The organism is Schaalia sp. JY-X169 (assembly GCF_014069575.1).
Taxonomy (GTDB): Bacteria; Actinomycetota; Actinomycetes; order Actinomycetales; family Actinomycetaceae; genus Scrofimicrobium.
Genome location: NZ_CP059675.1, coordinates 952,418 through 975,379 on the forward strand (window position 1 = coordinate 952,418; position 22,962 = coordinate 975,379).

General features: G+C 56.4%; 19 protein-coding genes. 9 read left to right on the forward strand and 10 right to left on the reverse strand.

The window, feature by feature from the left end; translation table 11 throughout:
* Positions 1–2 precede the first annotated feature (2 nt).
* The 3 genes from H2O65_RS04130 to H2O65_RS04140 all read right to left on the reverse strand — a co-directional run bounded on the left by H2O65_RS04130 (position 3) and on the right by H2O65_RS04140 (position 4,399).
* Positions 3–1,118, reverse strand: coding sequence for a DegT/DnrJ/EryC1/StrS aminotransferase family protein (locus H2O65_RS04130; RefSeq protein WP_182142387.1), 1,116 nt, complete (start codon positions 1,116–1,118; stop codon positions 3–5).
* 53 nt (positions 1,119–1,171) lie between these two features.
* On the reverse strand, positions 1,172–2,461 hold the full coding sequence (locus tag H2O65_RS04135; RefSeq protein ID WP_182142388.1) for a nucleotide sugar dehydrogenase: 1,290 nt from the start codon (positions 2,459–2,461) through the stop codon (positions 1,172–1,174).
* A 120-nt stretch (positions 2,462–2,581) separates the two neighbouring features.
* Positions 2,582–4,399 (reverse strand): ATP-dependent endonuclease, encoded by a 1,818-nt coding sequence (locus H2O65_RS04140; protein ID WP_182142389.1) that lies wholly within the window; start codon positions 4,397–4,399, stop codon positions 2,582–2,584.
* A gap of 208 nt (positions 4,400–4,607) precedes the next feature.
* Between H2O65_RS04140 and H2O65_RS04145 the strand changes: the two genes are divergently transcribed.
* The 4 genes from H2O65_RS04145 to H2O65_RS04160 all read left to right on the forward strand — a co-directional run bounded on the left by H2O65_RS04145 (position 4,608) and on the right by H2O65_RS04160 (position 8,971).
* Positions 4,608–5,459, forward strand: a complete 852-nt coding sequence (locus H2O65_RS04145) for an AbiH family protein (RefSeq protein WP_182142390.1) — start codon at positions 4,608–4,610, stop codon at positions 5,457–5,459.
* 108 nt (positions 5,460–5,567) lie between these two features.
* The gene (locus H2O65_RS04150) at positions 5,568–6,383 is read left to right on the forward strand and encodes a hypothetical protein (protein WP_182142391.1); all 816 of its coding nucleotides are present in this window, start codon (positions 5,568–5,570) and stop codon (positions 6,381–6,383) included.
* A 171-nt stretch (positions 6,384–6,554) separates the two neighbouring features.
* On the forward strand, positions 6,555–7,094 hold the full coding sequence (locus H2O65_RS04155) for a hypothetical protein (protein ID WP_182142392.1): 540 nt from the start codon (positions 6,555–6,557) through the stop codon (positions 7,092–7,094).
* A gap of 449 nt (positions 7,095–7,543) precedes the next feature.
* Positions 7,544–8,971 carry a Shedu immune nuclease family protein gene (locus tag H2O65_RS04160; protein WP_182142393.1) on the forward strand — a complete coding sequence of 476 codons (1,428 nt, stop codon included), beginning with the start codon at positions 7,544–7,546 and terminating at the stop codon, positions 8,969–8,971.
* Between the two features lie 95 nt (positions 8,972–9,066).
* Here H2O65_RS04160 and H2O65_RS04165 read toward each other — a convergent pair whose 3' ends face one another.
* Entirely contained in the window at positions 9,067–9,693 is a 627-nt protein-coding gene (locus H2O65_RS04165; RefSeq protein ID WP_182142394.1) for a hypothetical protein, read from the reverse strand.
* A gap of 239 nt (positions 9,694–9,932) precedes the next feature.
* Positions 9,933–10,265: a hypothetical protein gene (locus H2O65_RS04170; RefSeq protein ID WP_182142395.1), complete on the reverse strand. Its 333-nt coding sequence runs from the start codon at positions 10,263–10,265 to the stop codon at positions 9,933–9,935.
* Between the two features lie 320 nt (positions 10,266–10,585).
* On the opposite strand from H2O65_RS04170, the gene H2O65_RS04175 reads away from it, so the two are divergent.
* Positions 10,586–11,869: a PIN-like domain-containing protein gene (locus tag H2O65_RS04175; protein ID WP_182142396.1), complete on the forward strand. Its 1,284-nt coding sequence runs from the start codon at positions 10,586–10,588 to the stop codon at positions 11,867–11,869.
* Between the two features lie 251 nt (positions 11,870–12,120).
* On the opposite strand, the gene H2O65_RS04180 is transcribed toward H2O65_RS04175, so the two are convergent.
* Both H2O65_RS04180 and H2O65_RS04185 read right to left on the reverse strand, forming a co-directional pair.
* On the reverse strand, positions 12,121–12,429 hold the full coding sequence (locus tag H2O65_RS04180; protein WP_182142397.1) for a hypothetical protein: 309 nt from the start codon (positions 12,427–12,429) through the stop codon (positions 12,121–12,123).
* 25 nt (positions 12,430–12,454) lie between these two features.
* Positions 12,455–13,771, reverse strand: a complete 1,317-nt coding sequence (locus H2O65_RS04185) for an ISL3 family transposase (RefSeq protein WP_182142398.1) — start codon at positions 13,769–13,771, stop codon at positions 12,455–12,457.
* Between the two features lie 484 nt (positions 13,772–14,255).
* Between H2O65_RS04185 and H2O65_RS04190 the strand changes: the two genes are divergently transcribed.
* Positions 14,256–15,518 carry a hypothetical protein gene (locus H2O65_RS04190; RefSeq protein WP_182142399.1) on the forward strand — a complete coding sequence of 421 codons (1,263 nt, stop codon included), beginning with the start codon at positions 14,256–14,258 and terminating at the stop codon, positions 15,516–15,518.
* A gap of 216 nt (positions 15,519–15,734) precedes the next feature.
* Here H2O65_RS04190 and H2O65_RS04195 read toward each other — a convergent pair.
* Positions 15,735–16,918 (reverse strand): IS3 family transposase gene (locus H2O65_RS04195; protein ID WP_182142400.1). Its coding sequence is split into 2 segments (ribosomal slippage): positions 15,735–16,657 and positions 16,657–16,918, totalling 1,185 coding nucleotides; the frame shifts between segments, so codons are not numbered across the junction.
* A 113-nt stretch (positions 16,919–17,031) separates the two neighbouring features.
* Between H2O65_RS04195 and H2O65_RS10470 the strand changes: the two genes are divergently transcribed.
* From H2O65_RS10470 to H2O65_RS04205, 3 genes are all read left to right on the forward strand, one after another.
* Complete coding sequence (locus tag H2O65_RS10470; RefSeq protein WP_259349579.1) at positions 17,032–17,160, forward strand: hypothetical protein; 129 nt, start codon at positions 17,032–17,034, stop codon at positions 17,158–17,160.
* Between the two features lie 328 nt (positions 17,161–17,488).
* A complete protein-coding gene (locus tag H2O65_RS04200) occupies positions 17,489–18,799 on the forward strand; it encodes a hypothetical protein (RefSeq protein ID WP_182142401.1) in 1,311 nt (436 codons plus the stop codon).
* Positions 18,800–18,832: 33 nt separating this feature from the next.
* On the forward strand, positions 18,833–19,024 hold the full coding sequence (locus tag H2O65_RS04205; RefSeq protein WP_182142402.1) for a hypothetical protein: 192 nt from the start codon (positions 18,833–18,835) through the stop codon (positions 19,022–19,024).
* 68 nt (positions 19,025–19,092) lie between these two features.
* Here the strand turns inward: H2O65_RS04205 and H2O65_RS04210 are convergent, their stop codons facing one another.
* Complete coding sequence (locus H2O65_RS04210) at positions 19,093–20,010, reverse strand: toll/interleukin-1 receptor domain-containing protein (protein WP_182142403.1); 918 nt, start codon at positions 20,008–20,010, stop codon at positions 19,093–19,095.
* Between the two features lie 212 nt (positions 20,011–20,222).
* Entirely contained in the window at positions 20,223–21,482 is a 1,260-nt protein-coding gene (locus H2O65_RS04215; protein ID WP_182142404.1) for a hypothetical protein, read from the reverse strand.
* Between the last annotated feature and the right edge of the window lie 1,480 nt (positions 21,483–22,962).

The following is a 22,962-nucleotide window of genomic DNA, read 5'->3' on the forward strand; positions in this document are numbered from 1 at the left end:
AGTTATGCTCCAGCCTTCGCAGTCTCATTCACAGCGGTAACGATCCGCTCCAAATCAGCCTGCGACAAGGAGGGATGCACCGGCAGGGAAATACATTCCTTGGCAACCTGCTCAGTTACCGGCAGATCCAAACCGGGAGCATACTTCTCCAAAGACGGCAGGCGATGATTCGGGATCGGGTAATACACGCCCGAACCCACGTTGTACTCATTACGCAGGGTCTCAACAAACTCGTCACGACCCTCAGGAACACGAATCGTGTACTGGTGATACACATGCACCGCACCATCAGCCACCGGAGGAACAATAACGCCCTCAAGGTTTTCCGACAAGAACTTAGCGTTATCCTGACGCTGCTTGGTCCAACCCGCAACCTTACCGAGCTGGACGCGACCAATCGCCGCATGAATATCCGTCATGCGATTATTCAAACCAACCAACTCATTGGCGTACTGTTTCGCCATCCCCTGATTACGCAAAATACGGGCCCGACGCGCTACCTCTTCACTACCGGTAGTGATCATCCCACCCTCACCCGAAGTCATATTCTTCGTCGGATACAAGGAAAACGCTGCCGCTAAACCAAACGTGCCCACCTTACGACCATGCAAAGACGCATTATGCGCCTGGGCGGCATCCTCAAACAAAGCAATCCCATGCTTGTCAGCAATCGCCTCAAACTCACCCATCGCAGCCGCGTGACCATACAAATGCACCGGCATAATCGCCTTAGTACGCTCCGTAATCGCCGCCTCAGCAGCCGCGGGATCCATACAGAAGAAGTCTTCCTCAATATCCACAAACACCGGAGTCGCACCAGTGATCGCCACCGAGTTCGCCGTCGCCGCAAACGTAAACGACGGAACAATCACCTCATCACCCGGACCAACACCCGACGCAAGAAGCGCCAAATGCAAGGCAGAAGTACCCGAATTCACCGCAACAGCAAACGCCCCATCAACCAACTCCTCCGAGAACTCCTCCTCAAAAGCAGCCACCTGCGGACCCTGCGCCACCATGCCAGAGCGCAAGACCGCAGACACAGCAGCGACTTCGTCCTCGCCGATGATGGGTTTTGCTGGAGGGATGAAGTCTAAGACACTAGGTTCGTTGCTCATTTTGTCTCTTTTCGCGTTGTTACTAGAGGTCTTGAAGTTCGGTTATCAGGCGGTTACTCGCCGATGACCAGGCGCGGTGTGCCACGCCAGTTGTCGGGGTTGGTGACACGGCGGCCGTCGAATAGAAGCTTGATGCCGGGGAAGTCTTCGGCAGTGAGTTCCTTGTACTCCTGGTGGTCGGCCTGCACAATGACGGCTGTCGTTGGCTCGCCAAGTGTGTACGCATCCCATCCGAAGCCGGCAAGCTCGTCCTCGGAGTACATGGGGTCATGAACCTTCACGTTGGCGCCCTTGCTACGGAGTTGGTTCACGGTCTCGAACACCCCAGAGAAGGCCGTTTCCTTCACGCCGCCGCGGTAGGAGGCGCCGAGGACCACGACGTCAACGCCCTCGAGCGAACCGAGAACGTCCTCGACCCTATCGACAACGTATGCCGGCATACCCGCGTTGAACTGGCGGGCCGTGCGGACCACAGAAGCATCAGGGTCGGTCGAGAGGTACAGACGTGGGTAGACGGGGATGCAGTGACCGCCAACAGCGATACCGGGACGGTGAATGTGACTGTAGGGCTGGGAGTTGCAGGCATCGATCACCTTGTTGACGTCGATGCCTTCTTTATCGGCGTAGACGGCGAACTGATTGGCTAGGCCGATGTTGACGTCGCGGTAGGTGGTCTCGGCTAACTTGGCCATCTCCGCGGCCTCGGCATTGCCCATGTCCCAGACGCCGTTCTTGCGGGGAAGGTCGGGGCGGTCGTCGAACTGGAGGACGTCCTCGTAGAACTCGATGCCTTTGGCTGTGCCTGCGGGGGAGAGGCCACCGACCAGCTTGGGGTACTTGCGGAGGTCCTCGAAGACGCGGCCCGTCAGAACGCGCTCCGGGGAGAAGATGAGGTGGAAATCGTCGCCTTCAGTAAGTCCGGAGATCTGTTCGATCATGGGCTTCCAGCGGTTGCGGGTGGTGCCGACTGGGAGAGTGGTTTCGTAGGAGACCAGGGTGCCGGGGGTGAGGTGCTCGGAGAGCGAGCGGGTGGCTTGGTCCATCCAGGCGAAGTCCGGGTCCCAGGTTTCGTCGTTCACGAAGAGGGGGACGACGATGACGATGGCGTCGGCACCGGGGATGGCGGCGGCGTAGTCGGTGGTGGCTTCCAGGGAGCCGGTGGGGACGAGCTGGGAGAGTTTGTCTTGGAGGTGGGCTTCGCCGGGGAAGGGCTCTTCGCCCTTGTTGATGAGGTCGACGGTGGCCTGGTTGACGTCCACACCGGTGACGCGGTGGCCGGCGTCTGCGAACTGGACTGCCAGAGGGAGGCCGATCTTGCCCATGCCGATTACTGCTATTTCCACGCTTTTCCTCCGGGGGCCGTTGGTTGGTTGCATAACGGGTGCCTGGTAGATAGCTTATGGCGGTTCGGCGCGTGGGTCTTGGGACTGGGGGTGTGGGGTTGGGTACAGGGCGCCAACGGTCTATATCGGCAGTCGCTGATGATTCGTTACGATTGTTTCCAACCACGCTTCTAGCGGCGCAACCGCTCTAGGAGTCTTCGCAGTCTTCAGATACGTGCGGAGTAGTGCAGATGGAAGGTGAGGTTTCGCCTTGTTGCTCGTGTTCAAGTCGGAATTCCATCCTTTAGAGCCGAGCCAGCTGGCTAGGGATTCCTTACCCTTTGGCCCGCTGGCGAACTTCGAGGCTGTGGTTGCGTCTACTATCGCCTCACCGTCTGGACCCAAAAGGCGAGCAAGCTTGTTCTGTCCCATTGCATCAAGGAGCAGTCCCTCAAGATCAGAGGCGAGGACAAAGGCATTCCACTTGGAAAGGTCCTCATTCAAGCGTTCCTGTTGCTTTAAGGCGGCCTTCAATGTAGTCACCTTTTGATCAGCCAACTGGTGTAGGTTGTGAAACGGGTTGCCTGATCGGTCAGGGTTCTCGTTGGCTAACAGGTCAAACAGCTTTCTCTTGCCATTGCCGCCGGCCTTGTGGACACCATCCTTATCGGTTAGTACATACGCTCGGACGCCAAAGTGCTTGGCGAGGGCAAGGAGTGTTGGAATATTGTCGATACTTGAAGCCTCTATCACAGTGATGCCCGCAGCGTAGTGTCCCCCGGGGCCTCCCGTAACTTTGCCGAGTAAGTAGTCGATAAGAAGTTTGTCGCCATATCCCTCCACCAGGATCACAGCGTTCGCGAAGACGAGTTCGCTGTTAGTGGCGTCGCAGTACCGAGTCAAGCGCCCTTCATCTGAGTCAGACAGATCACGATGCCTGAACACATGCTCCACGCCGTCCGATCCGAGCGGAAGTCGCATGATTTGCTGAACTGAAAACGAATCGACGAGAACCGCGCTGTGGGTTGTGACGAGTAATTGCGCATCTTGAGATACAGCTCTGAGGATTCCGGCCATGGCCCTCTGCGTCTGAGGGTGTAGAAACGCCTCAGGCTCCTCAATCGCGAAGATCACACTAGCACCTGACTGGTGGGTTTGCGTTGCTACATAACGCAAGACTCCCAGCACGAGTGCCGACTGGAAGCCAGTTCCTCTCTCGCTAATCGGCACCTCGACGTCGTCACGGCTCGTGACTGCCACTTGGCTCAGCATTCCTCTGAGCGCATGCCTCGAGTCGGGCAGACTTATCCCGAGCTCGCGTTCTTTGAAGGGTAGATCAGACGAAATTGCTGTCACCGAACTGCTCAACACTTCATGAACGAGCTTCTCAACAGGGAGAATAACCTCTTCGAACTGCTTCTGCAGCTGGGTTTGTCGGGTGTTCCCAGACTTTACAAGCACGCTTTCAAGGGTCTCATAGAGCCTGTCCAGGGACTGGTCTTGTCCTTCAGGAGTGGAGTCTCCGACTCGTACCGAAGGGATTCTCACAAAGTTCAAGGCTGTGAGGACTTCCAGGTACGTTTCGCGGGGAGCCGTTGAGCGCTGACTAGCCTTGAAATTGATTTTGCCCGTCCTTGTGCATGAAAGCTGGATCCAGAAGACACCCTCTGAGGAGGTGACGTCGGCGAATGTCTCCGCCTCGGACGCGGACAGAGCGCCAAAGTGGATCTTTATGCTGGACATTAGTCTCGATCCACCAAGAACGTAGTAGTCGTGGAGTGGCTTTAGCGCCTGCAGATCCGCTGGAGTCGGGTCGCTGAAGAAGGTTTCAACTAGCCTCAAGAGGGAGGACTTCCCGGCGTTGTTCGGTCCGGCTATTAGTTGAAGCTCAGGGTCTACCTCCAGAACGAGGTGTTTGAAGCCGAGGAAGCGCGTGATTTCGATCTGTATGATTCGCATTAGTCTTCTTGTTTACTTCGAGCCGACGTTCTTGACCGCCCTAGCCATGCACGGTCAAGTGGTAGAACAATGTTATACCTGCGATGGTCACTTTGATAACATTTGCTGCCGGGATTTACCTTGGCTGTAGGAGCCAGCAGTTCGCAAACGTAATCCGTCCAAAAGCCCACGGACGTCTAGGGGAAACTTCGAGTAGATAAGTGAACGCATGGACACCTTGCATATCCTAGGTAACGGTTTTGATCTGCAGCATGGCCTCCCTACCAGCTACTTGCAGGACTTCAAGAAGCTGGCTGTTCGGGATGAGCATTTCCCAGGGGAATGGGAGTGCTTCAGCGAGGTTGACGACTTCTGGTCCGATGTTGAAGCAAACCTCTCGAAGCTCGATACGTCAGCACTCATTGAGCATTTGGAGCAGTTTCCCCCGGAAATATTGTCGGATCATGAGAGCGACAGGGATGGAATAATCTTAGAGGCTAGTCTTCTCCTCAGGTTTCCTCTTGGAGAGTTCGCACGTAATGCGGACGCAAGCCTTTGGAGAGTCGCGCCACAAGAGAAATTCCACCAAATCTTCGGGCCGAGGGATTTCTTCCTTACATTCAATTACACGCACACGCTTGAGTACCTCTATGGGGTTGAAGAGTCACGCATTCTGCACGTTCATGGAGAAGTGGGCGTTAACCAGCTGATTATGGGGTATGCACCCGGGGAGCTTGGAGGCGTTGCTGATTTACGCGAGTGGAGCGACGAAGAGAACTACGACTACTATCGCTCCACTGCCCACAGGATATTGGAAGAGCGCTTGCTCGGGTTCGAGAAGGCCTATCAAACTGATCGCCTTAGTGAGTTCCTTGAGGGTCTGCCGAGCTCAATTGACCAGGTATCCGCATATGGGCTGTCATTCGGAATGGTCGACAAGCCATACTTCCTCCAACTTTCGGAGGGCTTCCGGAAGGTCCCTTGGATCATTCGCGGCCACCGATACGAAAGTCTCGACTTAGCTTGCGCCGCGCTTGACTCCTACGGGGGTGGTGTCGAGTACAGACGGCAGATCTTCTGAGATGTCTTGGCCCGGAGGAATCATACGAGGCGGAGGATCTCTGACGAAGGCTACTTTGACCGATACTTTAACATGGGGGTGCCCTCTCACGATGTTTCGGATATAGAAATGGAGGCAGCGTTGATCGCTGCGTCCGATGGTCATAGAACCAAACTCATGGAGCTCCTCACTGGTACAGACGATGAGCGCGTGTCGATAGTCATTAATAAACTGGATCTGGCAACTGAGCTGTTCACCCAAATGCAGGCGGAAGACGAAAATCGCCTTGAAATACTCAGGGTCGTTCTTTCTGGGCTAGATGAGATAGCTGGCACCTACTCCTTGTTTCAGACCGCACGCGATAAGGTCGTGGCGTGGGCCGGAAGGCAGTTTGGAGAGCTTTCTGTGTCTGTCACAGGTAGGGAAGTGTTGGCTACGCTGGAGCGGGCGCCTGACCTCCGCACTCAGCTGGTTGTGTTCCGCAGGCTTCACAAACTTGATCCGGTCCCCGAATGGCTTGGGTTTATCAGAGAGTCTCTCAGTCAGAAGTGCGCGGATGAGCTTATCGAGCACTTGAAGAAGCGTGACAATCCCGGGGGCCTCGAGAGCCCGGGCTATCTGATTTACTTCTTGAGTACCTTTGGTTTGGCTGAACCAAGTACGAAAGCAATCAAGATGGGGCTGGAATCGGGAACATTCACAATCGCTGACGTTGCAGCTCGGTTTGTGAGGCACAGCAACCTAAGCACGCCAGGGGCGGACAATCCCCGCCTCGACGAGTTTGGTCAAGATGAGTTTGATCGCCTTGTTCCTGCGTGTGAAGACGAATGGTACGACAAACCTGTTGAGGCAGTCGAATCTTCAGACCTAAGTTGGGAGAACCGGCGCCGCTATGCTGCAGGACGAGCAAAAAGGCCCGGCCAGAGGGACAACGATGGCGTGTAAAGGCGGGCATGCGTCGGGTGCGTTGGACCGCCGCACGGTTCCGCTATGTTCGCGGTGGTGCTCCAGAGAGCTTCGCCGAACATCAACAAGCTCATCCGGTCCACGAGTAGGTGTCTCTAATCGCGAAGTAGAGTTGCCCGTGTCGGGTTCCGCAGAGGTGAGGTTTAAATTATGAGACGATCAGCACTCAGAGCAACGTGGGTCTTTTCATGGAGACAGGCGTCGGGCACCCGTGCGGAGACTTCCACAAGCGTGGCCGAGCAAGATGAGCAGAAGCTGCGCGTTCTCCTTGACGAGACCTTACGTCAGCGGGCGATGATATCTGAGCGCAGATCAGCTATGCAGTCGCGTGCGGTGGTTCTTGTCGGATCGTCCGCCGTGATCGGGTCTATTCAGTCCACCATCGCGCTATCGCCTCTTGTCATAGTCGCGCTGATTCTGACAGTAGTAGCCGTGATACTTGGAGTTTTGGCTCTGATGCCAAAGTCGGGGCCAGAGGTTGATGTGAGTGCACTGAGAAATGAGGGAATGAAGCTAAGTACCGTTGCGCTCTTGACTGTACTGATCGATCAGAACCTCGATTCGGAGGAAGACGAACAGGGTCGACTGAAAAAGCTGGCATGGCTAATCAAACTGGGGTTTATCTTCCTTGCGGCGAGTATCGTAGTGTTGTCGGTCGCGACTGTGTCTGGACTGGGAGTTTGCGTGTGAGCAATCAAGAGGATCAACAATCTACAGCGGAGACACCAACCACTGTTCCGCCAAGACGTCCAGGTACGAGTGCGGTACGGCTGGTAGTCAAGGAGAGTTCAAGCGAACCGCTAGATCGAGCGTTGGAGGACTAACCTCCACGGTTTGTTTGAGAGTCCAAGCTCCACACTTCAGCCACATATTACTAGGCGCGCGTCCACCGAGTATGCATGACCAGAGCGGCGGCATACACCTTTGCCCCTTGCGAACCTAACCCAACGCGGGGCGGTTCAGTTGGGGGTCACAGAAGGTAAACCTCCCTGCGAGATCGGTAGCCGCTTCGGGGTGGAAGAATCCCCAGTCGTCCTCGTCGCGTTGTACTCGCGGGGGTGTGGTGTTCCGCCGTAGGAACACTGTGCGCATGTCGTCGGGTACGTCAACTCACCCGGCTGGCAGACTAGATCCAATCGGTGGTTTCAACGATGATCGGGGGAGCAATGGCGCGCTTTGGGCTTGAGCCTGGCGAGCGGGGGTCACTTGAAGAGCGGAATCTGCCCGACGGTTCAGTTGAAGGATATTTTGTCCCCAACCCCAAGATCTCTTCCAATGGCGGTCATGTTGATCCCGTGCTGATTCTGCGAGCTGAGCCGTCCCAACAGGCGCTGACTATGTACCCTCTGGACACTCGACACTGGCGGGACAGCTACCTTGGGCCGAAATATACGCAGATCCGATTGATCACGGTGCCGCTAGAGCGAGACGATTCCCCGGCATTGATCGATGAACTTGAGTCCCTGCCGTTCGGATTCACGAAGGACTATGAGTACGGGCTTGGCTTCGCTCGGGTATTGGGTAGCTTTGTGGATTTGGTGGAGCAGAACACGACGTGCACTTCCATAATCCTCACCCATGGCAGTGGAGCGCAGGTCGGCGATACGACCTTAAATATGGGACTAGAGGCTTTTGGGGAGCTGGTGGCGGAGCTGAACAGGGTTGGCTCCCGAGGGCAAGCGGCAATCAAGCGTGTTCGCGAGGCTACATCCCACAATGCCCTCGCGGATTCGCTCGGGTTGAGCGTCAAGGTCCCGGCACTGGGCCGAGCGCCAGGATCAGAGCTTATGACGCGGGTGGCCGCCGGTGAGGAGGTTTTGACGGATGAGGAGGTATCCGAACTGGCCCATGAGACATCACGCAATCTGGGACAACTAGCTTCATCCGAGCCGAAGCAGCTGGTGCGGTTGCAGCGAGATGTGGAGTCGGTCGCCCTCGACGAACTAGTGCGAATGATGAAGAACGCACTGGACGTCGGACATACCGAGGCCTGGTGGCAGGGGTTCTTTGAGGAGAACACCTTCGCTCTCCAGATGGTTTTTGGAGGGCCGTCAGTGTTTGTTGGGTCGCAGACAATTGTCGGTGATGAGTCCCCTAGGACCGGGGGTAAGAGGATTCTGGACTACCTGTACCGGCACACCGTAACGGGCAATGCTGCGATTGTGGAGATCAAACGTCCGACGACAAAGCTGGTCAGAAAGCATCAGTTTAGGAAGGGCGTTCACGGGGTTAGCGCGGGGCTGAGCGATGCAGTCTCACAGGTGCTGGATCAGGCGCGGTGCCTGGTTGAGTATACGGAGCACACCCGGGAGAGAGCCGGGGATAGCCAGTTGCAGACTCCAGCGCCACGATGCTTCGTTCTGGCTGGGCTTACCACGCAGCTGGACACCGCCGAGATGAAGAGGTCGTTCGAGCTTTACAGGCAGGGTGTGGCGAATGTGACGATTGTTGCGTTTGATGAGCTCTTAGGGCAGATCGAGCACCTGCGCGACTATTTGCGCGGTGATGCGGATTGGGAGATTCTTCGGCCGCAGGCTGGAAACCAAACTCAAGGCGATTCACCCTGAACTGAGGCCCCTAGAGATCAAGGTGCCGCATCTGGGGAACGCCGCTTGCTTGTTTGGAGCTGGAGGATGGTTCCAACGGCAAGCGTCAGAGGGAATTAGTCGCTGGCTTCAAGTCCACTGGCTGTGCGACGGTGTGCGGACACGAATTCATCTTGGGCTAAGAACACGATCTGGCCCAAGACCCTGCCTAAGTCACTTTCGAGCAAGGGGCCAACTTTGGCATTTGTTGCCTCATCGGGCTTTAACGATTCAACAACCAGCATTCCGATGCGCGTACCGTTGTAATCCACTCGCTCGTACACCGCCGATCGGGCTTTGAAGGCGATATGTTGCGCTACCTGCACGGGAAGGACGGCTGTGTCATTGACGCGCACGTCGGACTCTCCAGCTGCTTTCCTAACCCAGTCTTCGGGATCTCGTGGCCAACGCCTGTATGCCGCTCGGGGACCTTCTTCCCATGCATAGCCGATGTAGCCGATGCCAGCAGGGTACCGTCCTCGACCAATTTCCCGGTGTTTCGCATCTTTGGAGCTTCGGCCAAGCATCACAAACTCGTTGGCTTCAGTGTCGAAACAGTAGAGGCTCACGCGGCAGGATTCATCGCAAGCTGCGCAGGATGTCACCATCTGGTCCAGTATGCCCTGAACTGCAGTCTGGACAGACCCGTAGAGTGAGTCGCGGCGGAGTTCAGCAACTTCCATGGCGTTGTAAGCGGTCTCCACTCGCCGGGCTTCGAACTGCCCCCAGACTGCTCCCGCCAGTGTTACGACTATTGCGAAGACAACCTGAAGATGCCCAGGTTTATCGGCGACAAGCCCGAGAACCCCAAACCAGATGACTCCAGCTGTCTGCAGGAGTATCGGGCCCCACCGGCGAACGTGCCAGTAGACAGAGTTCCACCACGGGGGCGACCCAGAGCTTTGGGAAATCAACTGTGTCAGTGTCTGTCACAACTTGGAGACTAGGCCATCATCATCTCTCGCTCACGCGAAGTGAACTGACCATCTGACTCCGTTTGTTCACCTTCCAAGGTCAGGGGAGAGAACCCTGCTTTGACCATCAGCTCGTCAAAGAGTTCGTCTCCAGTAACCGGGGAGTCGCTATTTACAGTCACGTACACGTTCACGAAACGTCCTCGTGATGTTGAAACGGGAAAGGCCTTCACAGCGGCAACGTTCTCGACTAATTGGCGCGCAGTATCGAAGGTCGCTCTGAGATCTTGGACGGCCGTATCGAAATCGGCCTCAGAAACATCGCTTCGTGCGAACTGCAGCGTGGCTGAGATTTCAATCATTGCGAATTCCCTTCTGGACGGGGTTACGTGCCTCAGAGACCTTGGAGCTCATCGCTACGCCTCCGTCACATGCCCTGTTCCTTGGCCCATCTATATGAACTCTACCCATAGCGGCACGGCAATGCCCGATCTGGAGGCGGTTGTCGCGGAAATTGACAGTACATCCGTAGCTACACTGAGTAGCTGTTGAATCCAAGCGATTGCGCGCGCCAATCCCGGGACGTCAGACTCTTGGATGGCCCGCTGAAGTCGTCAGCAACACTGAGGTTGCCGTTCAACTGGTGTCTGACTTGGATCCCGTCGAGAAGTAAGGACTGTACGTGAGGGACATATTTGACGCTTATCTTCCGCCCACAGAGGACGAGCTGAACAAGATTTGGGCCAACGGAACCATTGTCCTTGACACGAACGTGCTCTTGAACCTCTTTCGCTACGCTCCCGGCACCACTGACGAGTTCCTAGCGGTGCTGCGCGGGGTTAATGATCAGCTGTGGCTTCCTCATCACGTCGGGAAAGAGTTCCACCTCAGGCGGCCAGACGTGATTGCGAACACTGAGCGTGCCTATGACAAGGTCGATGCCGCAATTAAGGCGATTCGTGAGGCTGCGGAAAAGGATCTGAAGACTGTGTTTGGTGAGCAGCGGCTCCACCCGTCTCTGGACGCCAAGAAGATACTAGGTCAAGTCGGGGATTTCTACGAAGGTTTGGGTAGAGATATTACAGCACAGCGCAGCAAGCATGTGAAGGAAAACAAGAGCGGTTGGGCCGCAGAAGCTACCCTGAGTGCTGTCCATGACCTTTACGAGGGGCGCGTGGGGGTGCCGTTCACAGATGAACGCATCGACGAGATTCACCGAGAGGGTGAAGATCGCTACAAGCGTCATGTCCCGCCAGGATACAAAGACAATGACAAGTCCAACTCCAACCGATTCGGAGATCTGATTCTCTGGAAGGAGATTCTAAAATGGGGGGAGAAAACAGGTAAGCCACTGATTTTTGTTACGGATGATGCCAAAGAGGACTGGTGGTGGAGGACATCAGGCATGACGCAAGGTGCACGCCCTGAGCTCATTGCAGAGTATCGCACCCACACGGGTCAGCGTGCTCATTTTTACTCACCGCAGCGCTTTCTTGAGTACGCCAAGGAGAAGACGCAGAGTAAGGTGAGCTCTGACTCGATTGACGAGGTAAAGAGGATCTCCGCCGGGCAGCAAGAGACGCTTAGTTTTCCAACTCGCCGAGCACTGGGCCTTCGGCCCCATTCCGGAGTCATCAGGGAATCATCGACCGACAGTGGATCACCCACCAATAGCGATGTAACACTCATTCGCCAGCTCACGATGGAGCTAGAAAGGCAGGGAGAACTCGAGAGCTCAGTCGACAAGTCCTTAGCAGCTGGCCGGAGAGCACTACAGGAGGTGCGCCGTTCGAGCCGCTCAGATGGTGGAGTGATTGATGAAGAACAGCTGCTTTCTGACATCTACAAACTTGAGAGGGATCTGGCAGCCGTGCAGAATCACCGACGGTCTCTGGAGTTCATGAGAGAGCTAGTCTGGGGGCGCATTCCCCGTGGCGATGACGCCGCGGGGCACTCCGAGAGCTGAGATCCTTGGGCCTTAATCTGCAATCCGTTTGGGGCGCATCTGCGTAGGTTGTTTGCCATCTAGGGCAAACAACCTTGGGGCACCCCGGCTTGCACGACCGACGGCCCCAATCACCCACAGCTATCTCAGGGCGCAAGGTCACTGTGGCTGACCTCGATCGGCAGCTCTCCAGCATCCACGAGATCGATCGGAAATTGGTGTTTGTCGTGATTACTCAAGTCCTTGAGTAGGCCTGTCCAGGCAACACCGCTCTACGGTTGAACGCCCTCGACCCAGCTCCGGTGCTTTCGAGTGATTCCGGGCATGGAATTCTTGAGGATTTTTTCGAAGCTCTTCTCATCGTCTACTACGGGGAGCTGAGTGCCGCTCCTAGGGGAACCATTGTCGCGGAAGACCGTCTGGTAGGCGCCGTAGTCCAACGAGGAGCGGACGTGGTGCACGATCTCAAGCTCATCGCGTAGGTCGGTAGGTGCCTGAACTATGGGGCTGTCACGCGTCTCGAAGGCGATACCGAACTGAGCGGTCGTTGATTTGGGTTCGTCGGGATCGTCCTCGTACATGATGCGGTGGCGTCAATATGGCTCTTCACAAAAGGGACTGTAGGTGGTGTTTGAATCCTCCGGTGTGGAGGAGGCTGCGGTGGATGTAGTTTTGGAGGTTTCGGAATCCTAGGGCTATGCCGCGGAGGTGTTCGAGGCGCCCGTTGATGGCTTCGGTTGGTCCGTTGGAGGAGTGGGGGTGGGTGAAGTAGGCCAGGATGTCATTGCGGCGCTTGTGTAGCGTTCGTGCTAGGGAACGTAGCTCGGGATTTCCCCGCGTGGTATCGGCGTTGAGGGCGTCAATGATGCAGGCGAGTTTCTCGCGTCCTTGCAGTCTTTTCGGGTTTTCGTAGGCGTTGATCACTGCTTGGTAGAGACTCCATATTCGCGTCAGGGCCTCGTACCTGGGGTTTTGGATGATGGCATCAACTTTGGGTGCAGCCGTTTCACTTAACAGTTTGTTACGGGTCAGGAGCAAGCGACGCGCCTGGTAGAGAGGATCATTTTTTCGTCCTCTACGTCCCAGGGTTTCTTGTTGCAGTCTTTGGCGGCACTGGGTTACCTTGTCACCGACTAGGCGTACCACGTGGAAGGGATCCATTACTGTTGCAGCGGTTTTGAGGACTTCTCGCACTGCGCTTTTATAGCCAGTGAATCCATCCATTGCCACGGTTTTCACGTTCAACTTAAACTTAGTGGATTGGCCATTCAGCCAGGAGGCAAGCACTTGTTTAGATCGGCCCGGGATCATGTCTAACAGGCGCGCCGGTCTGCCATCACTGCGGGGAGTCAAGTCGATAATGGCGGTTACGAACCGGTCTGAGCGCCATCCCACGTGCCGCCAGCAGTGTTCATCCACCCCGATGGTGGTGACCCCCTCAAAACGGGTGGGATCACTGATCAAATGCGTGTAGCCCGCTTCTAACACGGCGTCATTGACAGTGTTCCACGCCGTCCCCAGATTCCGTGCTACAGCGTTGATACTGAGCCCGTCTAATACCACTGATACCAGAGCCCAGTTGATAGCCGCCCGCGTGAGTTTTGAGCCCGCGGATGCTAGGTCCGCTGGTACTTGCTCAGACCAATACATCCCACACAAAGTGCAAGAAAAGCAGCGTAAACGTAGCAATAAACGCACCGGTCGGGACCCGTTCGGGGCATGAAATAACTGACGAGAACGACTCCCACGAGAGGTGGCCTGGCACCCACAAGAGCGGCACCACCAATCCGGTTGTGTCAGACGAACCTCGAAAATGAGGACTTGCCGGTCTCCTTGCTGAATTGTTGTTTGACCAGTGATCACCACCTGACTGCTATCAAGACGGAATGCGGACTCTAGATGCGGCACACTAAACTGATACACAGACCCTCCGGGCAGCAGATGCAGATTTTGAACACCTACATTCTGCCAGCCAGAGGGTCACTCACACCCACAATCCCAACACCACCTACAGTCCCGTTTGCGAAGAGCCAGTTTACTGTACGGAAATGTGGCCGATCCCAGTCACAGAGCCAATGCGGTCGGTTGTGCGAAGTTCGGGTGGGAGTGCCCGCTTCGTGGAGATACTATGGAGCTTGACAAGGCGTGGGCATCGTGACGAGGGCATCGTCCCCTTCGAAGGGCCGTAGGCTGCTATCGAGATTATGACAGTTGAGCGGAGTGATCTGGCCGAGTGTGAGGTCCACCTGACATGATGAGCACGGGTCGATGAGGTAGGGCTTATGGAGCGGCTAAAATCGACCTTCGTAATCGTGCAGGATATTTGCGGTTTATGTAGTGTGGTCTCGTGGAAAACTCAGGCGACGAGCGAATCATCAACACGACCTAATTGGGATCCAGGTGAACCATGTTCAGTTCTAAAGGTCACCACGCTACTGTCTTGGATGTATTTCAGGACGCTCTGGGTGTGACGCCAGCGGCGGTGGTGGCGCGCGGGAGGTCTCTGACCGGGGCCGACTTGGCTCTGGTGATGAGAGCACGGCGCTCCGTCACGGCCAGTCCGAAGTTTGAAGCCTCCGCGACGGAGATATGGCCTTTGCTCAGCCACCATACGTATGACAACCGCTCTTTGTTTGGTGGTACCGGCCACGACATCGTTCCTCGCACGCTCACCCTACTACTTCTGCATGATGGATTGGTAATCGCAGACCCTCTGGAGACCGTTCAGCAGGCGATGCGCACACGGTCCGAGTCCGAAGCCGTTCAAATCCTAAATCGCGTCGTCAATGACTTATCTAGGATTGAGCCGCTGATCTCAGGTGGACTGCTCCGTTTTACGGCTTTGCGCCCCTCTTTGCAGGAGGCCAACCGTGCCGCGGTGCTCAGGGCGTTGGGCGTAGATGCTGACATGCGCGTCTTCACGAATTTTCTCGAAGCTGCAAGTGTAGTCCGCGAGATTCCCGGACTGCTCCAGAAGGAATACGCTCCACAAGTTCGTGAGCTGTATCGGCTATTCGGTGTGAGAATCTCTCCACCTTCGAGCGTTGAGTCTGCTGAGTCGCTGGTGCGTGAGCTCGCTGCCGCCGTAATAGAAGTGTCTTGGCAATTCTCCGTGGCGGCCCAAGACGCGTCATGTGATCTAGCATTCCGAGGCTCCCTTGAACGGCATCTAGCGCAGGCCCTAGTTGCGTTGGGCACTAAGGGTGATTTGAGAGCAGGAAGGCACCTTTCGGCACTATTCCTCGGACGTGTACCCAACCTTGATTCCTCTAAGCTCACTATCCGCGATGCTATAGCTATTCGCAATGAGGACTCCTTTGAGGCATTTCGGGAGGCCATTCACATTGGACTCGACCACCTCGAAGTGGCACGACTATCACGAGTCCCCGAGCACGATCGACTTGCGGCCTTTGAAGAACTAATGCGGCGTGAGTCTCGGTTGCTTCGGGAGACTGCTAAACGGGCATCTTTCGGAGACTTGGTCAAGAACAGCTCCTTGCCTGCAGCCCTGGGTGTCGTCAGCGAATTGGTCATACCTGATGGAAGAGCGTATGCAGCCGCCGCGGCTGGAGTGACGGTGCTGGGCGCGGTCGTGTGGCAGTGGCTGTTGGGACGCGCGGACCGATCTCCTGTTAGCCAACGCTACTTTTCGATGCTGGGTGACAGATGAGCCGACTTGCTGACCCATGGGCCATCGTAGTCGAGTCGAAAATCAGGCACAGCCGGGAGCTCAGCCGGGACTGCTGCATGGTTAGGTGATGTTTGACTTGGCTAGTTTTTGCTGGCTTGGGAGGATCGTGTTGTGCCTACCGCGTATCCAACAGAGTTTCGTGAGGATGTCTTTGGGCAGCTGTGTGGATTTCGGACAGCGGTTTGATGGGTTTTCTTATGCTGCCAGTGTTGACTGTTGGTAACTGTAGTGGACGTCGTTGGGGTATTGATAATTGAGTGCGGAGTGGCGTCGTCGGCTGTTGTAGAAGCCTTCAATGTAGGCGATGATATCGCGTCTGGCTTGCTTCTTGGTGGCGTAGATCGTGCGGTAGACACGTTCGTTCTTGAGGGCTGAGAAGAACGATTCCGCCAATGAATTGTCCCAGCACACCCCGGTCCTACCCATCGAGGAACGCATCCCTAAGCGGTTGACCAGAGTCCGGTAAGCAGCGGAGGTATAGACGCTTCCTCTATCAGAGTGGAAGATCGCGTCTGGTTCGATCCAGGTGGTGGCTGCAGCGTTCTTTAACGCGTCTTCAACTAGTTCGGTACGCATGTGATCAGCGATGGACCAGCCCACGACTTTCTTGGAATAGCAATCAATCACGGTAGCCAGGTAGATGAAGCCTTGCCAGGTATGAATGTAGGTAATGTCGCCAACGAACTTGACTCCCGGACACTGCGCGGTGAAGTCCCGTTTCACTAGGTCTGGCATCTTGGCTGCAGCGTCTTCATCGGCTTGCGTGGTGATTCGAAATGGGCGTGGCTGACACGGTATCAATGCCTCTTGTCGCATGATCTGGCGCACTAACTCCGGGGAACACTCGATACCCTCACAGGCCAGATCGGCATGGATACGACGGTACCCATAGGTGCCATCCGACTTCTCGAAGAAAGAACGGATCCGTACCGCTAGGTCCGCTCGGCGGGCTGCGGTTGCCGACTGCGGGCGCGACAACCAGTTATAAAACCCCGACGTTGACACCTCCAACCACAAGCACATCTTTACTACCGGGTTCGTGTTCGACGCATCATTTCTTTGGGAGTCGATGTATTCATATTTGCTCACTACCGTTGCTCCCTGGCGAAGTAAGCGCTGGCTTTTTTTAGGAATGCCGTCTCAGCCCGCAACTCCTGATTCTCACGCTCGAGCTCCTTCAAACGGGCCCGCTCCGACAAGGTGAGCTCTTCGTTGCTACCGCCGTGTTCCTCTCGGTATTTGATTAGCCACCTGCGTAAAGTCTCGGCGCCAACCCCATAGGCCTCTGCGACATCCCTAATCGGCCTCGAGGTAGCAATCACCTCCTGACACAACTCGTCCTTGAACTCCTGGCTGAATCGCCTTCGTGATGCAGTCATCCTACGGATCTCTCTTTCAGTAAGGCCCCCAGTCTAAGAGGGCCCACTATCCGAAATCCCTAGGCCGCCCACTTGGGGTGGTGGCTGCCCGTGAGTGCGGGGTGAGGATCAAGATGATCGCGAAGGATTTTGGGGTCCATATGGGGACGTTGGATAAGTGGCTCCGTGAGGAGCGGGTCGAATCTGGGGAAAGGCCGGGGACTACTAAGGCTGAGTCCAAAGGAGCTGCGGGAGCGTCGTAAATGTTAGCCGTCTGCTCGAACAAGAAAACGAGGTTCTACGCCGCGCGGCGGCGTACTTGAGGCAGGCGAATCTGCCGGGAAGAGGCTCTACCCGCTTGTGAAAGAGCTCGCCGCGGACGGTGTTCCTGTTGCGGTGTTCCGGCGGTATTGGAGTTTTCCAGAGCGCCGTACTACCGCTGGTTGAAGAACCTGCTATGCGAGGCTGAATTGGTGGAGGCGTACCGTGCTAATGCCTCCCCACCACCGCATACACAATCAATCTGACAGGCTCCACCATCCCGAGCTGGCGGACGCCCGGGGAGTGAAGCTTGATGTGTGCGCAACTCAGTTGCTGAACGAAACAGCGCGAGCCGACGTGGCGGGTGGCTCAGTACAGACTGTTGAGCTGCCCATCAGCGCACGCGTGTCTGCAATCTTCCAGATCATGACCAACCTGGCTCATGCTGAGAGCGCGGAGCGGTACCTAAATGCGATTCGCGCAGTTCATCCGGAAATCAACCAAGCGTTCATGCGAAAGCCGAAGGCACGCAACCTCAGTTCGCAAGGGCGTGATTATGGGGCGCTACAGGTGCTTCTCGTGGAGCCGATCCTCCACCGTGAGTTCCGTTCGATGCCGAACTTAGCCAATGAGATGGCCGCGGTGGTCAAGCGAAAGACGCGAGGTGTCGGCGTTGACCGTGTGCTCGCTGCCATTAGCGGATCTGATGGGCGTCCCTGGCTGCAGAAGACTCACATAGCTGCATCCCAAAGGATCGCGCAGACATCTTCGCTACGTGGACAGGTAGGCGAGGCACTGTCTCGTATGAAGCAAGTTGAGGGAGGGATCGACGACGACCTCGCACCACAGGTGAGAGTAAACGCCATGATCTTTCACGCGGACTACCTGCGTGCAGCAGGCTATCTTCGGGAGGCACAAGAAAAGATCCGGTACGCGATGACCGATGCGCCTTTCACGCAACTTGCCACGAAGACGTATACGGTCCTCTTCTCCGCTCACTCGGCGCTATGCCTGGGGGAAGTCGAGAGGGCACTCGCGGAACTCACTATCGCGGAGCAACTGGCAACGCCGACAGGGGACTGGTCTGGAAGCTCCCGGATACGGTCGGCGTTACTGGGTTCCATTGCTCATGTCCGCTTGAACGCGCTTATGGCGCTCGGTGATTTCGAGCGGGCGCACTGCTCACTAGATCCCGCACGGTCGCTCGCAGACGGAGGATGGACGCATAAGCTCGGGGCTCCTCTAACTGAACTCCATGAGTTGGCGCTGCTACGCGCTCGGTGCGACTTCCGCGCGTGTATTGATGAAGCTCAACGGCTCGTGTCCCGAAGAGGGGGACTACGAGACTATCCACAGTTGGCTTTGGCAGCGGAACTCATCAGTACCGAAGTGGCGTATTTCGAGTTGGGTGACCTAACGGAACAGCGCACCAAAACGATGTTAGAGGACATCGCAATGAGGTTTCGGGCGCGGGGCTACAGGAGCGCTGCGGGTCGCGCGTCGATCTCGGCAGCCAAAGTGACTGGTGACCCGATAAGCGCTGCGGTCGTGGAGGAGTGGGACAAACTGGGATGGCAACGAGAGATCCAATGGCTGGACGGTGAAACGGAAACACCGCCTCACTGGGTACTTCCTTTCTAACCGTTCAGGAGCATCGCAGACGTAGTAGCTAGCGTGGAATGGGGCAAACAGGCCTGGATCGTGCCACTCAACTCAACGGGTGCCGAAACTGCGACCTCGACAACCGGGCGGGCCATCATCGCGCGCTATCTCAAGGGTGTGCGCTTGGTCCCCTGCTCTGCTCACGATGGTCTGGTGGAAGCAATCACGGCTCACGCTGTCTCGCTAGTGTCGGTGTGCGAGTAGAAACCGACAGTGCCAGCTGAAGCGGCCTGGTTTTGGTTCCGCTTTGACGTCAGCCGAGGGCGACCTCATCAGGTGTCGCTTAGAATCCTATACCGGAACCGAACTGATGCTGGTCGGTAGGTCGGGTTGACAGTCTCGGATTGCACAGTTATCAGGTCGACTAGACAGAGTGCTCCGACCTCGTTTTGGAGAATCACTTGGCCGCCCATTTCAGCGGTGACCTCTCTGCCGGGAGTGAGCTGAGCGGCAAGCTCTTCCGGTAGCACACTCCCAGACACGTTGATGCCAACCGCGTGAATCGGGTCCTTGTACACGTAGATGGAGGACCTGTCGCGAGATGATACCTGCAGTGCAAAGGAGTACTGGCCGTAACCCATCGTGAATGTCTTGGCTGGCGAACGGTCGTACAGGAAATCCACCTCGCCCTCGAGAGCGGGATTGGACCAGGAGGCAGGGTCGCGCTGGCGGTCGATCGTCTCCAATCTCCGGCACCTGTCCCGCTGCAAGGCCGCTGTCACTTCATGGTCACGGTTAGCGGGTAAGTCCTCGATCCATCGCCACAGTTCGGTGATTTGCTCGCTACCAGGGAACCGCCCTGCTTCAGGATCTGCGTTGAATGAATGTCCCTTGGGATTGGCCTCACCGAACCACTTTGGGAGTCGGTAGCTGGCATTGTCCTTGAACAGGACGGAGAGCCAGTTCGCAGGTTTTGAGGGGTAGGCTTCAGAGATGTGGCGACTCTCGATTCCTACGCCTGAGTCTGGTTGTGTGTCCGCTCGGTCGACATAGTTATCGTCAACCACAAGGAGCACGTGTCGGCTGTCCGTCACTCGCTGCATGAAACCGGTGAGGTCATCGCCGTAGTCGACATCAGCGTCGATCAGCACGTCGTAGCCGATGACTTTCATGCTGGAAGCAAGTAGCCGGACCCACTCTCGGTGCTCCGGAGAGGTCCATGCGTATGAGATGAAGATGTCTGCGCCCATGGGGTAGATCCTAAATGGAGGAAAAGAACCTTGATTGCCGCTATCAGAGTTGCGTGGTGGTGCACTGCTTCCAACACCACGTACCGATGCGGGGCTGAGGGTCTATCGAGGAGACACACTCGGAATCGTGGGGTGCTAGCTGAGTGCCCGGTTGTACTGATGTCGCAATCTAGGTGCGGAGATCCTCGGGGCTGATTGTGTTTGTGGGGTCTTCATTGTTCCGGGAGAAGAGTTGGGTGCATGCTCCTCAGAATTCTTGCATCCGACATCGCGCGCCTTCCAACGCTCTTGGAAAGTCCCTCAAGTGATGCTTGATCGAGAGCTGCATCAATAGCGCGCGCGAGGCGTGTGGTGTTTCTATGAGGGTCCAGGTAAAAGCGTCCGTCAGAGATCATGTCGGGAGCAGTGCTTCGGCCAAGAGTGAGCCTGCGCGCGACTTCGATCGGGCTCACTCCTGAGTCTGCGAGTTCCGCTGCTGCAATGCACCTTTCAACGCGCCCTTGGCTGGCCGCCAGATTTGCGGCATTCAAGCCGCTACTCGTATTACCCAAGTCGATGCCATGCTCCGATGCAATCCTGCCAATTGTGCTCCGTGTGGTCCCGTGATGCTTCATGGTTGCGGTAATGGAAGCTCCGCCTTGAAGCATCTGGGCGATTGCTTCCTCCCTTGCGCTCTGGCGTGCTTGTCTCTCGTTTCTGGCCTTTTCCTTGATGCGGAGCTGTTCCTGCATTTGTGCGACACGTTCGCGTTGACGTTCTGATCTCACTTCGCGTCGCCGGTCATGGAAGAACCCCTGGATCATCGGGGGTAGAGCTTCAGGATCAGAACTATCCGGAATCGCTGCGAGTGGGGCCCGGAAACGCCTTGCGCGTAGGTATTGCATCAGTTCATGATTCTCTGCAAGGAAAGTGTCGGTGAGAGTATTCTTCAGCTCCTGAGGCATCACATTCCATATCCACATGAGCTGTTCCTCGGCCACTTCCTTAGAGCTCTGTGCATCAAGCACACTTAAGGTTGGAAGTGCGACATATCCACCGAGCACGACGTCTCTGTGGTGGGCATTTTCCTCAAACTCGGGGTCAAAGTAGTACTTGCCAGTTTTAGCCATTTCGATGCGCACGGGAACACGCAGCTCCACGTTCTGGGCTGCGAAGTGATTGACATACCACTGGAGGTACTCGGCGATGCTCGCAGACACGTTGCCAGTTTTCACGGAGTCGACGTGGACAGCAACTGCAAAGCAGTCGTACGGATTATCGGGCTCCGCAACCAGGTGGCCCCAACTGCGGACTTCCAACTTCCCCTCTCGCCTTGCTACCCGTTGCTCCCGCAAGTAGAACTCGGGATAGTGCTCACTACCTCTAATTCCAGTCCAGTAGAACTCCTTGTCGCTGAAGGCAAGTTCGGCGTTCTCCTTGCGAGAGACATAGAAGGCCGCGGCAGAGACGATGCGGACACGTCGCTTCGACATTCAACTCCTAATTGTGTAGCGCCAGTGCGATACTCCTGGGACGGGTTGAGCGGGTCTCAATCTTACATTTGATCAAGGTTGGGCCAACCACCAGATGGGGCGGGGGCTTGTCCTGCCCCAGACAATCGCTACCTGAGACCTGAGCATACGAGTCGGACCTCAAATGTGGGTACGGTGGAGGTCGGTCGCGACGTGTAGAGGCGGTTGAGAGAAGGTCTTTCCCGGAGCATTTAGCGAAGATGGTGGTGGCGAGTGGGCTATCGTAGTTTGCCCTGGCCATGTGTTACCACGGGCAAGGCTGCCCTCGAGATGAGCGACTCGTCGCCCTCTAAGAGCGTGTCTTGACGGCAGCGCATCAGCCCTCGAACAAGAGTGTGTCAGCATGTGCAACGCCGCCGCCGACTGGTTCCTGAAGGCACCCGCACCCACGGGTGGTCACCGGTCATTCGTCTGTCCGTGCAGGACTTGATATGTCATCGCGAGCGGACAGTCTCCTTCACAGACTCGTTTCTTGGCCAGGTACTCAAGGGTTACCTCCCATTTGCTCGGGTCCGTTGAGGGTTATGGGCGGGGTGCTGTTCGTGGACTTCTATGCGAAGAGGGTGCGGAGGATTCTGCCGGCCTGGCTCTTCGACCTCGTCGTTTCGCTTCTGCTGGCGGTGGTGTTTGCCGTGGTGAAGAAGGCGGAGCGCGCTGTTGTATGTGGGGGAGGAGGCGGGCGCCTTCGTCCTTATCGGGGAAGTCGTTGATCGAGTGGGGAGCATCAAGGGCCCAGGTGGCCGAGGGACACGACGTTTACGTTCAATAAAGAGTGATGTTTACGGTCGGTTAGTTTGTTTCAATCGCGGAGTAAGGCTCAGAGGATGCCGAGCCGACGGTGGGCGAGTGCGGTAATAGCTTGGCCGACCCGCTTGCCTTGGTTGCGTTTTCGGCTGTGGTAGGCCCAAGGTTTGGACTTACCAACATCTGGGTCTGGGAAGACTTGCGGGGTTTCATGTGAGGATAGCTGGGCGCTAGCTCGCATAACTCCCCACCGTCCTCCGGGACTGGTGGGGTTCTGCTTGCCAGGAGACGCGATGAAGCAGCTCTTTGTCGTGTTGCACTATCAAAACCGAATGCGATGCTCACGGGACACAGAGGTCGGGGCTGGGTATTACGGGGGGCTCGTCCTCGAACTCAAAACACTGAAGAATCCCAACCTTGGCGACAGCTCCAATGGCATTACGATCGTCGCGGCGTTCAGGGAGCGGCACCTTTCCGTTGCGGATCGGCTTGATGGGCGTTTATCCCGGGCGGAGGGTCGCGCCAGCGTAGGAGGGGTCAATGAACGAGTACCGCGTGCAACCCAATGAGGCCTGTTTCTGCGGAAGGAACGCGTTTCACAAGCGGTGGGTCGGAAGACCCTGCAGGTCAACCTCATGCTCACGAAGTGGAAGCTCTCGTTCTCTGTGTCCAAGACAAGGGCTTGGCGGGTATGTTG

Coding starts and splice junctions, on each gene's coding strand:
- H2O65_RS04130 (WP_182142387.1), bottom strand. CDS start 1,118: ATGAGCAACGAACCTAGTGTCTTAGACTTCATCCCTCCAGCAAAACCC.
- H2O65_RS04140 (WP_182142389.1), bottom strand. CDS start 4,399: ATGCGAATCATACAGATCGAAATCACGCGCTTCCTCGGCTTCAAACAC.
- H2O65_RS04145 (WP_182142390.1), top strand. CDS start 4,608: ATGGACACCTTGCATATCCTAGGTAACGGTTTTGATCTGCAGCATGGC.
- H2O65_RS04150 (WP_182142391.1), top strand. CDS start 5,568: ATGGAGGCAGCGTTGATCGCTGCGTCCGATGGTCATAGAACCAAACTC.
- H2O65_RS04155 (WP_182142392.1), top strand. CDS start 6,555: ATGAGACGATCAGCACTCAGAGCAACGTGGGTCTTTTCATGGAGACAG.
- H2O65_RS04170 (WP_182142395.1), bottom strand. CDS start 10,265: ATGATTGAAATCTCAGCCACGCTGCAGTTCGCACGAAGCGATGTTTCT.
- H2O65_RS04180 (WP_182142397.1), bottom strand. CDS start 12,429: ATGTACGAGGACGATCCCGACGAACCCAAATCAACGACCGCTCAGTTC.
- H2O65_RS04190 (WP_182142399.1), top strand. CDS start 14,256: ATGTTCAGTTCTAAAGGTCACCACGCTACTGTCTTGGATGTATTTCAG.
- H2O65_RS10470 (WP_259349579.1), top strand. CDS start 17,032: ATGATCGCGAAGGATTTTGGGGTCCATATGGGGACGTTGGATAAGTGG.
- H2O65_RS04210 (WP_182142403.1), bottom strand. CDS start 20,010: ATGGGCGCAGACATCTTCATCTCATACGCATGGACCTCTCCGGAGCAC.
- H2O65_RS04215 (WP_182142404.1), bottom strand. CDS start 21,482: ATGTCGAAGCGACGTGTCCGCATCGTCTCTGCCGCGGCCTTCTATGTC.